The organism is Amycolatopsis sp. NPDC114505, from assembly GCF_055633615.1.
Genome location: NZ_JBVKDV010000002.1, coordinates 139633 through 151363 on the forward strand (window position 1 = coordinate 139633; position 11731 = coordinate 151363).

The 11731-nt window shown below is 71.8% G+C and carries 12 protein-coding genes; 10 read left to right on the forward strand and 2 right to left on the reverse strand.

Translation table 11 applies throughout. From position 1 onward, the window contains the following. Positions 1-118: 118 nt before the first annotated feature. From trpC to ACZ7OU_RS18730, 6 genes are all read left to right on the forward strand, one after another. The gene (gene trpC, locus ACZ7OU_RS18705; RefSeq protein WP_470238835.1) at positions 119-928 is read left to right on the forward strand and encodes an indole-3-glycerol phosphate synthase TrpC; all 810 of its coding nucleotides are present in this window, start codon (positions 119-121) and stop codon (positions 926-928) included. After that, positions 907-2160: a tryptophan synthase subunit beta gene (trpB, locus tag ACZ7OU_RS18710; protein WP_470257621.1), complete on the forward strand. Its 1254-nt coding sequence runs from the start codon at positions 907-909 to the stop codon at positions 2158-2160. The genes trpC and trpB overlap by 22 nt, the downstream gene beginning before the upstream one ends. Beyond that, positions 2157-2948: a tryptophan synthase subunit alpha gene (gene trpA, locus ACZ7OU_RS18715; protein ID WP_470256044.1), complete on the forward strand. Its 792-nt coding sequence runs from the start codon at positions 2157-2159 to the stop codon at positions 2946-2948. Before trpB ends, trpA begins: the two co-directional genes overlap by 4 nt. Before the next feature lie 33 nt (positions 2949-2981). Continuing rightward, entirely contained in the window at positions 2982-3362 is a 381-nt protein-coding gene (locus ACZ7OU_RS18720) for a MerR family transcriptional regulator (protein WP_470256045.1), read from the forward strand. A 134-nt stretch (positions 3363-3496) separates the two neighbouring features. Continuing rightward, the gene (locus ACZ7OU_RS18725) at positions 3497-4054 is read left to right on the forward strand and encodes a Uma2 family endonuclease (protein ID WP_470256046.1); all 558 of its coding nucleotides are present in this window, start codon (positions 3497-3499) and stop codon (positions 4052-4054) included. A gap of 46 nt (positions 4055-4100) precedes the next feature. After that, positions 4101-4751: a peptidoglycan recognition protein family protein gene (locus ACZ7OU_RS18730; protein ID WP_470238831.1), complete on the forward strand. Its 651-nt coding sequence runs from the start codon at positions 4101-4103 to the stop codon at positions 4749-4751. On the opposite strand, the gene ACZ7OU_RS18735 is transcribed toward ACZ7OU_RS18730, so the two are convergent. Further along, positions 4743-6101 (reverse strand): type I glutamate--ammonia ligase, encoded by a 1359-nt coding sequence (locus ACZ7OU_RS18735; RefSeq protein ID WP_470256047.1) that lies wholly within the window; start codon positions 6099-6101, stop codon positions 4743-4745. The two genes, ACZ7OU_RS18730 and ACZ7OU_RS18735, sit on opposite strands and share 9 nt — an antisense overlap. Positions 6102-6151: 50 nt before the next feature. Here ACZ7OU_RS18735 and ACZ7OU_RS18740 point away from each other — a divergent pair, with 50 nt between their 5' ends. From ACZ7OU_RS18740 to lgt, 4 genes are read left to right on the forward strand one after another with little or no spacing between them, the layout of a single operon-like run. Further along, positions 6152-7585 carry an APC family permease gene (locus tag ACZ7OU_RS18740; protein WP_470256048.1) on the forward strand — a complete coding sequence of 478 codons (1434 nt, stop codon included), beginning with the start codon at positions 6152-6154 and terminating at the stop codon, positions 7583-7585. Beyond that, positions 7582-8706, forward strand: coding sequence for an amidohydrolase family protein (locus tag ACZ7OU_RS18745; protein ID WP_470256050.1), 1125 nt, complete (start codon positions 7582-7584; stop codon positions 8704-8706). The genes ACZ7OU_RS18740 and ACZ7OU_RS18745 overlap by 4 nt, the downstream gene beginning before the upstream one ends. Further along, on the forward strand, positions 8703-9872 hold the full coding sequence (locus ACZ7OU_RS18750; RefSeq protein WP_470238787.1) for a M20 metallopeptidase family protein: 1170 nt from the start codon (positions 8703-8705) through the stop codon (positions 9870-9872). Before ACZ7OU_RS18745 ends, ACZ7OU_RS18750 begins: the two co-directional genes overlap by 4 nt. Before the next feature lie 18 nt (positions 9873-9890). Beyond that, entirely contained in the window at positions 9891-10916 is a 1026-nt protein-coding gene (gene lgt / locus ACZ7OU_RS18755) for a prolipoprotein diacylglyceryl transferase (RefSeq protein WP_470256051.1), read from the forward strand. Between the two features lie 3 nt (positions 10917-10919). Here the strand turns inward: lgt and ACZ7OU_RS18760 are convergent, their stop codons facing one another. Next, positions 10920-11705, reverse strand: coding sequence for an SDR family oxidoreductase (locus tag ACZ7OU_RS18760; RefSeq protein WP_470256052.1), 786 nt, complete (start codon positions 11703-11705; stop codon positions 10920-10922). Between the last annotated feature and the right edge of the window lie 26 nt (positions 11706-11731).

Genomic DNA, 11731 nt, shown 5'->3' on the forward strand with positions numbered 1-11731 from the left:
CACCCGGAACCGGGCGCTCCAGATGCGGGGGTTAGCATCGTTTCGGCGGGAAGGGGAAGGTTTTTGTGAGCGACCTTGCGAAGGAATCCGTGAGCGCATACCCGGGCGGGGGCGCCCGGTGAGCGTGCTCGAAGACATCGTCGCCGGCGTGCGCGAGGACCTCGCGGCACGCGAGTCCGTGCTGCCGTTCGACGAGCTGAAGATCCGCGCGGCGGCCGCCCCGGCGCCCCGCGACGTGATGTCCGCGCTGCGCGAGTCCGGCATCGGCGTGATCGCCGAGGTGAAGCGCCGCAGCCCCTCCAAGGGCGAGCTGGCCGACATCCCCGACCCCGCCGCGCTGGCGAAGGACTACGAAGACGGCGGCGCGCGCGTGATCAGCGTGCTCACCGAGCAGCGCCGCTTCGGCGGCTCGCTGGCCGACCTGGACGCGGTGCGCGCGGCGGTCGACATCCCGATCCTGCGCAAGGACTTCATCGTCAGCCCCTACCAGGTGCACGAGGCCCGCCTGCACGGCGCCGACATGGTGCTGCTGATCGTCGCCGCGCTGGAGAAGAACGCCCTCGCCGCGCTGCTCGACCGCGTCGAATCCCTCGGGATGACCGCGCTGGTGGAGATCCACAACGCCGAGGAGGCCGACAAGGCCCTCGAGGCGGGCGCCAAGGTCATCGGCGTCAACGCGCGCAACCTGCATACCCTCGAGGTGGACCGCGACGTCTTCTCGCGGCTGGCCCCCGGCCTGCCGATGGACGTCTACAAGGTCGCCGAGTCGGGCGTCCGCGGCCCGGGCGACCTGATGTCCTACGCCGGCCACGGCGCCGACGCGGTGCTGGTCGGCGAGGGGCTCGTCGCTTCCGGCGACCCGAAGGGCTCCCTGGTCAAGCTGGTCACCGCCGGTTCCCACCCCGCCTGCCCGAGGCCCTCCCGGTGACCGAAGAGCACGGTGTTGAACGGCCTCATGAGTTCGGCACGCACGACCCGGACGACCGTGGCTACTACGGCCCGTACGGTGGCCGGTTCATGCCGGAGGCGCTGATCGGCGTCGTCGACGAGGTCGCCGCCGAGTACGAGAAGGCCCGGCACGACCCGGAGTTCCTGAACGAGTTCAACCGCCTGCTGAAGGACTACGCGGGCCGCCCGTCGCTGCTCACCGAGGCCAAGCGCTTCGGCGAGCACGCCGGCGGCGCGCGCGTCTTCCTCAAGCGCGAGGACCTGAACCACACCGGCTCGCACAAGATCAACAACGTGCTGGGCCAGGCGCTGCTCACCAAGCGGATGGGCAAGAAGCGCGTCATCGCCGAGACCGGCGCGGGCCAGCACGGCGTCGCGACGGCGACCGCGTGCGCGCTGCTCGACCTCGACTGCGTCGTCTACATGGGCGAGGTCGACACCGAGCGCCAGGCGCTGAACGTCGCCCGCATGAAGCTGCTCGGCGCCGAGGTCATCCCGGTCAAGACCGGTTCGCGGACGCTCAAGGACGCGATCAACGAGGCGCTGCGCGACTGGGTCACCAACGCCGACACCACGCACTACCTGTTCGGCACGGCGGCCGGTCCGGCGCCGTTCCCGACGATGGTCCGCAACTTCCACCACGTCATCGGCGCCGAGGCCCGCGAGCAGATCCTCGAGCAGGCCGGCCGCCTGCCCGACGTCGTGGCGGCGTGCGTCGGCGGCGGGTCGAACGCGATCGGCATCTTCTCCGGCTTCTACGACGACCCGTCGGTGCGGCTGGTCGGCCTGGAGCCGGGTGGCGAGGGCATCGAGGGCAACCGCCACGGGGCGACGCTCACGAAGGGCTCTCCGGGCAACCTGCACGGCGCGATGACGTACCTGCTGCAGGACGAAGACGGCCAGACGGTCGAGTCGCACTCGATCTCGGCCGGGCTGGACTACCCGGGCGTCGGCCCGGAGCACGCGTGGCTGAAGGACACCGGCCGCGCCGAGTACCGGCCGGTCACCGACGCCGAGGCGATGGACGCGTTCAAGCTGCTGTCGCGCACCGAGGGCATCATCCCGGCGATCGAGTCGGCGCACGCGCTGGCCGGCGCGCTGGTGCTCGGCCGCGAGCTGGGTCCCGACGGCCTGATCGTCGTGAACCTCTCGGGCCGCGGCGACAAGGACATGGACACGGCGGCGAAGTGGTTCGGGCTGGTGAACGGATGAGCAAGCTCGACGACCTCTTCGCGACGACGCGCGCCGAAGGGCGTGGCGCGCTGATCGGCTACCTCCCGGCGGGCTTCCCGACGGTGTCCGGGTCGAAGGACCTGATCGCGGCGTGCGTCGACGGCGGCGCGGACCTCATCGAGGTCGGCGTGCCGTATTCGGACCCGGTGATGGACGGCCCGACGATCCAGGCGGCGTCCGTGACCGCGCTGGACAACGGTTTCCGCCTCAAGCACCTGTTCGAGGTGGTCGAGTCGGTGTCGGCCCGCGGCGGCAACGCGGTCGTCATGACGTACTGGAACCCGGTGAACCGCTACGGCGTGGACCGCTTCGCGCGTGACCTCGCTTCGGCCGGCGGGCTCGGCCTGATCACGCCGGACCTGATCCCGGACGAGGCCGCGGCGTGGATGACGGCTTCGGCCGAGCACGGACTGGACCGGACGTTCCTGGTGGCGCCGTCGTCGTCGGAGGAGCGGCTCGCGCGCACGGTTTCGGCGTCGTCGGGCTTCGTGTACGCGACGGCGGTGATGGGCGTGACGGGCGCGCGCGACCAGGTGGGCGCGGGCGCGGAGACGCTGGTCCGCCGCACCCGGGCGCACACGTCCCTGCCGATCGGCGTGGGTCTGGGCGTGCGGTCCGGCGAGCAGGCGGCCCAGGTGGCGTCGTTCGCGGACGCGGTGATCGTGGGATCGGCCCTGGTCACGGCGGCGGCCGAGGGTCCGTCCGGCGTCCGGGCACTGTCCGCCGAGCTGGCCGAGGGCGTGCGCCGGGCGGTCGCGACCGCTTGACCTGGAGTGCACTCCAGGTGCCACTCTGGGTCGGTGACGTCCTACACCCCGGCCCAGGTGACCGAAAAGACCGGTTTCACGATCGACACCCTGCGGTACTACGAGCGCATCGGCCTGCTGCACGAGGTAGGCCGCACAGCCGGCGGGCGGCGGGTGTTCACCGACCAGGACGTGGAGTTCCTGCAGCTGCTGAGGTGCCTGCGGTACACGGGCATGCCGGTGGCGGAGATGCTCCGGTTCGTGGAGCTGCTGCGCTCAGGTGAGGCGACGCGCGAAGAGCGGGTGGACGTCCTGCGCGAGCACGAAGAGCGGGTGGCGTCCCAGATCGCGCGGCTGCGGGAGCACCAGGAGCACATCCAGTTCAAGATCCGGCTGTACAGCGGCGCGGGCCAGCTGGCTGTCACCTCCGCGTGAGGCCCTCACCTGATCCAGAACTGTCGGTGGCGGTCCGCATACTCCTCGTGTGATGATCCACAACGAGGGGACCGAGCGGGCCTGCCACACTGGAACAGACCTGCGGCGATCGGCTGGAGCGGAGGTGAAGCGCGATGGCAGCACCGACTGAGCCCCAGCCCGGCATCCCACTACGGCCCGAAGGCTGGACTGCCGAGGATGTTCTCGCCCTGCCCGAGGACCAGACCTCCCTTCAGCGAATCGAACTCGTGGACGGGGTGCTTCTCGTGAGCCCCGCCCCGACCTCGGTGCACCAGCGGCTTCTGCAGAAGTTGCAGTTCGCCTTCGCGCCCGCACTGCCGGACGGCACCGAGCTGCTGCCGGGCGTGAACGTACGTTTCGGCGGACGCCGGCTGCTGATCCCGGACCTGGTGATCTTGACCTGCGCCGAGGTTGACACCTTGGTCTCCGCGGCGAGCGATGTCCTGCTGGCGGCGGAGATCGTGTCGCCTTCGACGAAGATGCAGGACCGGATCCTCAAACGGGCGATCTACGCCGAGGCTCTGGTCCCGTTCTACCTCCTGGTCGAGCCGCCGGAGCCGGTCAGCGCCACGCTCTTCGCGCTCGAAGGCGGCGAGTACGCGCCCATAGCCAAGAGCGAGAACGGCGAACTCCACCTCACCCGCCCCTTCGAGGCCACCCTCGAGCTCTGACGGCGTTTGTACGAAAGCTGTACAGCGGCGCGGGAGAGTCCGTCCCATGGACCTCAGCCACCTCCCGCGGCGCACCTTCCTCCGCGGTGCCGCCGGCCTGGCCGCCGCGGGCGCCACCGGGCTCCTCCTCCCGCAAGCGGCCCGTGCCGCGACCGAACCGCGGATCTACAGCTGTGCCGAGTGGGGTGCCCGGCCGCCCTCGGATGCGCTCACCACCCTCGACCACCCGGCGAACCGCGTGCTCATCCACCACATCGCCAGCGCCAACAGCACCGACTACTCCCTCGCGCACGCCTTCCAGGTCGCGCGCGACGACCAGCACGACCACATGGACAACAACGGCTGGTCCGACACCGGTCAGCACTTCACCGTCAGCCGCGGCGGGTACCGGCTCGAAGGGCGGCACGGCAGCCTGGATGCGCTCAAGAGCCGCACCACCATGATCCAGGGCGCGCACTGCCCCGGCCAGAACACCAACGCCATCGGCATCGAGAACGAAGGCACCTACACGAGCGTCGAGCCGCCCGAAGCGCAGTGGGCGGCGCTCGTGATCTTCTGTGCCTATGTCTGCCGCCAGTACGGCATCCCCGTCGAGGAGATCAAGGGCCACCGCGACTACTACAACACCGAATGCCCCGGCGACCGCCTCTACGCGAAGCTCCCGCAGCTGCGCGACGAAGTGGCCGCGTCAATGTAGGTAGCGCATGACCGAGCACAGCTCGTCCGGCGGCAGGGAACCCAGGCGGGCGATCTCCCCGCGGCGCACGTCCATCAACGTCGTCGCCAGCTCCGCCCCGAACGCCGAGGTCAGCTCGGAGTCCGCTTCGAACGCCTTCACCGCGTCCGCCAACGACGTCGGCAAGCGGACCGCCGACGGGAGCGTCCCCGGGTCCACGTCCACCGGCTCCGGCAACGAAGCCAACGCCGAAACCCCGGCCAGGCCCGCGAACAGCAGCGCCGCCACCACCAGGTACGGGTTCGCGGTCAGGTCGAAGCACTTGACCTCGAAGTTCGCCGCCCGGTCGCGCTGCCCGGCCGGGCCCCGCACCAGCCGCAGCGGGGCCTCGCGGTTCTCCAAGCCCCACACCGAAAAGACGCCGGCCCAGTGGTGCGGCTCCAGGCGCAGGTAGCTGACCACCGACGGCGCGCCGATCGCCAGCAGCGCCGGCAGCCGCGAGAAGATCCCGGCGCCGAACGCCTCCGCCGTCGGCGTCAGGCCGAACCGGCCGTCGCCGCCGGCGCACAGGTTGCGGTCGCCGTCCCAGAGGCTCAGGTGGACGTGGCCGCCGTTGCCCACCCCGTCGGGCGAGAACTTCGGCGTGAACGACGCCCGCAACCCGTGCTGCTCGCTCACCATCCGGATCGTCTCGCGCGTCAGCACCGCGATGTCCGCCGCGCGCACCGGGTCGTCCGGCGCCACCGACAGCTCGAACTGCCCGGCCGCGTACTCCGGGTGGACCTGCTCCACCGTCACGCCCTGAGCGGACAAAGTGGATACCAGCGAACGCAAGTACGAAGCCCGCGCGGAAAGCCGTGCGAAGCCGTAGGCCGGGCCCGCGGTGGCCGAGCGCGGGTCGTCCGGCGCGTCCTCCGCCGTGATCACCCACTCGATCTCGAAGGCCGTCCGCACGTTGTAGCCCAGCGACGCGAGCCGGGCCGTCGCCGTCGCGGCCAGCGCCCGCGCGTCCTGCGGGTGCGGCTCGCCCTCCTGGTCGTACTTGCGGACCGGCGCCCACGCCCAGCCGGGCTGCGCGGCCAGCGGCACGAGCGCGTCGAGGTCCGGGTGCAGCCGCAGGTCGCCGACCGGACCCCGCGAGTACGTCCCGTCGGTGATGTCGTCGGTCGCCAGGAAGAAGTCGAACGAGTTCGACGCGCCGACGCCCCACGCCGCCGCCGACCACAGCCGGTCCACCGGGACGGCCTTGACCCGCGCGATGCCGCTGTTGTCCACGAAGGTCAGCGCGACGAGCTCGACCCCGGCCGCGCGCAGGCCGTCCGCCCGGAGCGCGCCCTGTTGTGCGAGTTCGGCCCGATCGAGCTGGCTCATCCTGCTCCCGTCGATGTTCACTGAGTACTTCCAGAAAAGAGGTGGAGATCGTGTCAGACACCGTCGAAACCCGTCCAGGGCTGCGCCGCTCCCTCTCCGTCTGGCAGGCTGTCGGCCTGTCCGTGGCGTTGATGGCCCCCAGCATGGCCGCCAACATCAACCCCCAGCAGACCGCGTCCGCCGCCGGCCGCGCCGTCCCGCTCGCCTTCCTGCTCTCCGCGGTCGGCGTCCTGCTGGTCGCGTACGGCTTCGTCAAGCTCTGTCAGCACTACCAGCACGCCGGTTCGGTGTACGCGTTCGTCGGCGCGACGCTCGGCCCGCGCGCCGGCGTCGTCTCCGGCATCGGCCTGCTCGGCACGTACACGTTCTACGCCGTCGTCACGAGCTCGGCCGCGGGCACGCTCGGGACCGCGTTCCTGACCCAGGTGGGGATCTGGCCGAACCCGCCGTCGTGGGGCCCGTTCGTGCTGACGGCGGTCGCGCTGGTCGGCGCCTGGCTGCTGTCCGTGGTGCCCGCGCGCCGCGGCACGAGCACGCTGCTCGCCGTAGAAGGCGCCACGATCGCGGTGATCCTGCTGGTCACGGTCGTGATCCTGGTCCGGCTGCTCGCCGGGAACGCACCCGGGGGCGGCCGCTTCACGATGGACGTGTTCGTCCCGGAGACCGGGGTGTCCGGGGTGTTTCTCGGTGCGGTGTTCGGCTTCCTGTCCTTCGCCGGGTTCGAAGCCGCCGCGACGCTCGGCGAGGAGACCCACGACCCGAAGCGCAACATCCCGCGCGCGATCCTCGGCACGGCGATCTTCGGCGGCGTCTACTTCGTCGTCGTCACCGCGGTCGAGATGATGGCGTTCGGCACGGACGCGACGGCGTTCCACGACTCGCCGTCCCTGCTCGGCGACCTCGGCAGCCGGTACGCGGGCGCGTGGGTCGGCGACGTGATCAGCGTCGGCGCGGCGATCAGCGCGTTCGGCTGCTGCCTGGCCTGCGTCGTCGGCGGCTCGCGGCTGCTGTTCGCCCTCGGGCGCGACGCCTACGGCGGCCGCGGCATCGGCCGGACGTCGAGCCGCGGCACCCCGGTCGCCGCGGTCAGCGCGGTCACCGGCGCGGCGGTGCTGATCATCCTGGTCTGCGCGCTGTTCTTCGGCGCGACGGCGTCGGACACCTTCGCGTGGTCCGGCTCGATCGGCACGCTGATCCTGCTGGTGATCTACCTGCTCACGACCGTCGGCGCGATCCTGCTGCTGTTCGTGAAGCGCCGGATGCGCGTGCCGGGCTGGCACCTCGTGTTCCCGATCGGCGCGCTCGCCGTGCTCGGGTACACGGTGTACGTCAACGTCGTGCCGTACCCGACCGAAGGTCCGGCGCGGTGGTTCCCCGTGGTGGCCGGGGCCGTGCTGGTGCTCGCGGTGATCTTGGTGCTGTCCGCGCCGGGCTTCGCTCGTAGGGTGGGGGACAGGCTGACCACCATGGACGGAGGCGCATGACCGACCTGCTCCCGTTCGTCGCGGACCTGCCACTGGTGGACCACCACTGCCACGGTGTCGCCACCGGTGGCGTGGCCCGCGCGGACTTCGAGGCGATGCTGACCGAGGCGGACACGACGTCGCCGCTCGGCACCAGCCTGTTCGACTCGCTGATCGGGCTGGCCGTGCGCGCACGCTGCGCACCGGTGCTCGATCTGCCCGAGCACGCGGAAGCCGATGCCTACCTCGAACGCCGGGCCGAACTGGGCGCGGCCGAGGTGGCGCGGCGGTTCCTGCGCTCCACCGGCACGACGGACTTCCTGCTGGACGGCGGGTTCCAGCCGGACGCGCTGACCACGACGGCCCAGTTCGCGGAGCTGGCCGGCGCCCGCGCGCACGACGTCGTCCGGCTGGAACAGGTCGCCGAGCAGGTGATCCGCGGCACGACCGCCTCCGGGTTCGCCGCGGCCTGCACCGACGAGCTGGGGAAACGGGCCGCGACCGCCGTCGGGTTCAAGTCGATCGCCGCCTACCGTGTCGGCCTCGAGCTGGCGGGGGAGCGGCCGTCGCCGCCGGAGGTCGAAGCGGCCGCCGGACGGTGGCTCGCCGGGGGCGGCGGGCGGCTCGCCGACGAGGTCCTGCACCGGTTCCTCGTCTTCACCGGGCTCGACCTCGGCCTGCCGGTGCAGTTCCACGTCGGGTACGGCGACGCCGACGTCGACCTGCACCGCTGCGACCCGCTGCGGCTCACCGGGCTGCTGCGGGCCACCCGCGACCGCGGCGTGCCGATCCTGCTGCTGCACAACTACCCGTTCCACCGCAACGCCGCCTACCTGGCGCAGGTCTTCGAGCACGTCTTCGTCGACGTCGGCCTCGCCACCCACAACGCGGGCTTCCGCGCGCCGGCGATCCTGGCCGAGCTGCTGGAGATCGCGCCGTTCGGGAAGGTCCTCTTCTCCACCGACGCGTTCGGCCTGGCCGAGCTGTACCACCTGGGCACGGCCCTGTTCCGCCAGGGACTTTCGGACTTCCTGCGCGCCGGGCTCGCCGCCGGCGCGATGTCCGAAGTGGACGCCGTCCGGCTGTGTGCTTTGGTGGGACACGAGAACGCGAAGAGGATCTACCGCTTGGAGCACGGGTGAACGACCTTTGGGACCGCTGGACGCGGGCGATCGACGAGGAACTGCCCGCCGCGATCGAACTCCGGCACGCGGTGCACGCCGACCCGCGCGGTTCCGGCGACGAGGAGGACACCGCCCGGCTGGTGGCCGAGGCCCTCGGCGCCGGTGACGGCACCCGCGTCGCCAAGACCGGCCGCGCGATCCCGCTGCCCGGCGGCGACGGCCCGGTCGTGGCGCTGCGGGCGGAGCTCGACGCGCTGCCGGTGCTGGAGGGCACGGGCGTGCCGTGGGCGTCGGGCAACGAGTTCATGCACGCGTGCGGCCACGACGTCCACCTCGCCGCGCTGGTCGCGGCCGGCCGCGCGGCGGTGCGCGTCGGCGTGCCGCGGCCGATCCTGGCGCTGCTGCAGCCGCGGGAGGAGACGTCGCCGCCCGGCGCGCTCGACATCGTCGAAGCCGGCGTGCTGGCCGAGGCCGGGGTGGACGCCGTGATCGGCGCGCACGTCCAGCCGCGGCTCGCGCACGGCGTCGTCGCGGCGGTGCCCGGCCCGGTCAACGCGTCGACCGACGAGTTCGAGGTGACGATGCGCGGCCAGGGCGGCCACGCCGGCTACCCGCACCTGCTGCGCGACCCGATCCTGGCGCTGGCGCAGCTGGTGGTGAGCCTGCAGCAGCTCGCGTCGCGCCGGATCGACCCGGTCCACGGCGCGGTCTGCTCGGTCGGCCGGATCCAGGGCGGCACCGCGGCCAACGTCGTCCCGAACAGCGCGAGCGCGTTCGGCTCACTGCGCCTGATGCGCGAGGTCGACCGCGAGCGCGCGCTGGAGACGCTGGCGGAGATCGTGCACGGCACGGCGAAGGCGCACGGCTGCACCGCCGAGCTGGAGATCAGCCCGTGCGAGCCGGTGCTGGCCAACGACCCGGCGCTGGCGACGGGGGCCCGGAAGTGGCTGAGCCGCGCCGGCTTCACCGTCGACGACCAGTTCCGTTCGTTCGGCGCGGACGACTTCGCCCACTACTGCGGCGGCGCGACCCGCGGGCTGATGCTGTTCGTCGGCCTCGGCGACACCGCGGGCGTCCCCAGCCTCCACGACGAACGGTTCCTCCCGCGCGACCAGGCTGTGGTCCGGGTGGCGCACGCGCTGGTGGCGGGCTACCTGGCCGCTGTGGAAGCCGAGAGCCGCTAGCGCTACGGTGGCCGCGTGATGAGCGCCTACCTCGCGACGATCCCGAGCCCGGACCAGGGCGTCTGGCACCTGGGGCCGATCCCGGTCCGTGCGTACGCCCTGTGCATCATCGCCGGCATCATCGTGGCGATCTGGTGGGGTGAGCGGCGCTGGGCCGCCCGCGGCGGCACCAAGGGCACCGTGATCGACATGGCGGTGTTCGCCGTGCCGTTCGGCCTGGTCGGCGGCCGGTTGTACCACGTGATCACCGACCCCGAGCTGTACTTCACCGAGGGCAAGAACCCCTGGAACGCGTTCGCGATCTGGGACGGCGGCCTCGGCATCTGGGGCGCCATCGCGCTCGGCGCGGTGGGCGCGCTCATCGCGTGCCGCCGCAAGGGCGTCCCGCTGCCGGCGATGGCGGACGCCATCGCCCCGGGCATCGTCGTCGCGCAGGCCATCGGCCGCATCGGCAACTACTTCAACCAGGAGCTCTACGGCGCGCACACGGACCTGCCGTGGGGCCTCGAGGTCTACCAGCGCTTCAACCCGGACGACCCCAACAACCTGCTGAACGGCGTCGCGACGGGGCACATCCCGCTGCCGGAGAGCCCGGTCCACCCGACGTTCCTGTACGAGCTGATCTGGAACCTCCTGGTCGCGCTCGTGGTGGTGTGGGCCGACCGGCGCTTCAAGCTCGGGCACGGACGGGTGTTCGCGCTGTACGTCGCGGGGTACACGGTCGGCCGCGGCTGGATCGAGATGATGCGCACGGACACGGCGAACCACATCCTCGGCCTGCGGGTGAACGTGTGGACGTCGATCCTGCTGTTCATCGCGGCGGTGGTGTACTTCGTGCTCGCGGGCAAGCGCGGGCCGCGGGAGCTGCCGGAGACGCTGGTGAGCAAGGACGCGGTCACCGACGCCGAAGTTCCGGTGGCGGCGGAGCCCGCTTCGGAAGAGGAGCCCGAGCACGCGAAGGTGGCCGCCGAGGCCCCGGCATCGGAGAAGCCCGCGTCGGAGGACACCCCGGCCGAGGAGCCGAAGAAGACCGACGAGAGCTGAGGGTCAGAGGTCGGGCAGGCCCAGCTCCAGGTTGGGCGCCTGCAGGCCGCCGTCGACCTCGAGGATCTTGCCCGTGATGTACCCGCCGGCGCGGGATGCCAGGAACACCACCGTCGCCGCGATGTCCTCCGCCTCGCCGATGCGACCCAGCGGCGTCGCGGACTCCATCTTCTCCTTCAGCTCCGGGTTGCCGACAACGATCTCCAGCGCCGACGTCGCCACCGAGCCCACGGAGATCGCGTTGACGCGCACCTTCGGCGCCAGGTCCGCGGCCGCCAGGCGGGTGTAGTGGGCCAGGGCCGCCTTCGCCGTTCCGTACGCCGCGAAGCCGCGGCCGGACAGCCGGCCCATCACTGACGAAATGTTGACGATCGAGCCGCCCGTCTTCACCAGCGAAGGCGCCGCCGCGACCGTCAGCGCGTGGGCCGTCGCCACGTTGAAGCGGAACGCTTCCTCCATGAAGTCCACCGAAGACTCCAGCAACGGGCGCGGGTACGTGCCGCCGACGTTGTTGACCACCAGGTCGAGCCGCCCGAACTCGGCCACCGCCGTCGCGGCCAGCTCCGCCGCGGCGTCCGGCGACGAGAGGTCCACCGGCACGGCGTGAGCCCGGCGGCCGACGGCCGAAACGCGCGAAGCGACTTCGGAAAGCTGAGCGGCGGTGCGGGAGGCGATGACCACGTCGGCGCCCGCTTCCGCGAGGGCCACGGCGGTGGCCGCGCCGATCCCGCGGCTGGCGCCGGTGATCACCGCGACCTGGTCGGTGAGCTTGAACCGATCGAGGATCATGCGGCGAAATGTAACACGTTCTAGTG

What these genes read in the sequence shown, in the direction of transcription:
- trpA (WP_470256044.1), top strand. Translation starts at nt 2,157, where the DNA reads ATGAGCAAGCTCGACGACCTCTTCGCGACGACGCGCGCCGAAGGGCGT.
- ACZ7OU_RS18725 (WP_470256046.1), top strand. Translation starts at nt 3,497, where the DNA reads ATGGCAGCACCGACTGAGCCCCAGCCCGGCATCCCACTACGGCCCGAA.
- ACZ7OU_RS18730 (WP_470238831.1), top strand. Translation starts at nt 4,101, where the DNA reads ATGGACCTCAGCCACCTCCCGCGGCGCACCTTCCTCCGCGGTGCCGCC.
- ACZ7OU_RS18735 (WP_470256047.1), bottom strand. Translation starts at nt 6,101, where the DNA reads ATGAGCCAGCTCGATCGGGCCGAACTCGCACAACAGGGCGCGCTCCGG.
- ACZ7OU_RS18745 (WP_470256050.1), top strand. Translation starts at nt 7,582, where the DNA reads ATGACCGACCTGCTCCCGTTCGTCGCGGACCTGCCACTGGTGGACCAC.
- lgt (WP_470256051.1), top strand. Translation starts at nt 9,891, where the DNA reads ATGAGCGCCTACCTCGCGACGATCCCGAGCCCGGACCAGGGCGTCTGG.
- ACZ7OU_RS18760 (WP_470256052.1), bottom strand. Translation starts at nt 11,705, where the DNA reads ATGATCCTCGATCGGTTCAAGCTCACCGACCAGGTCGCGGTGATCACC.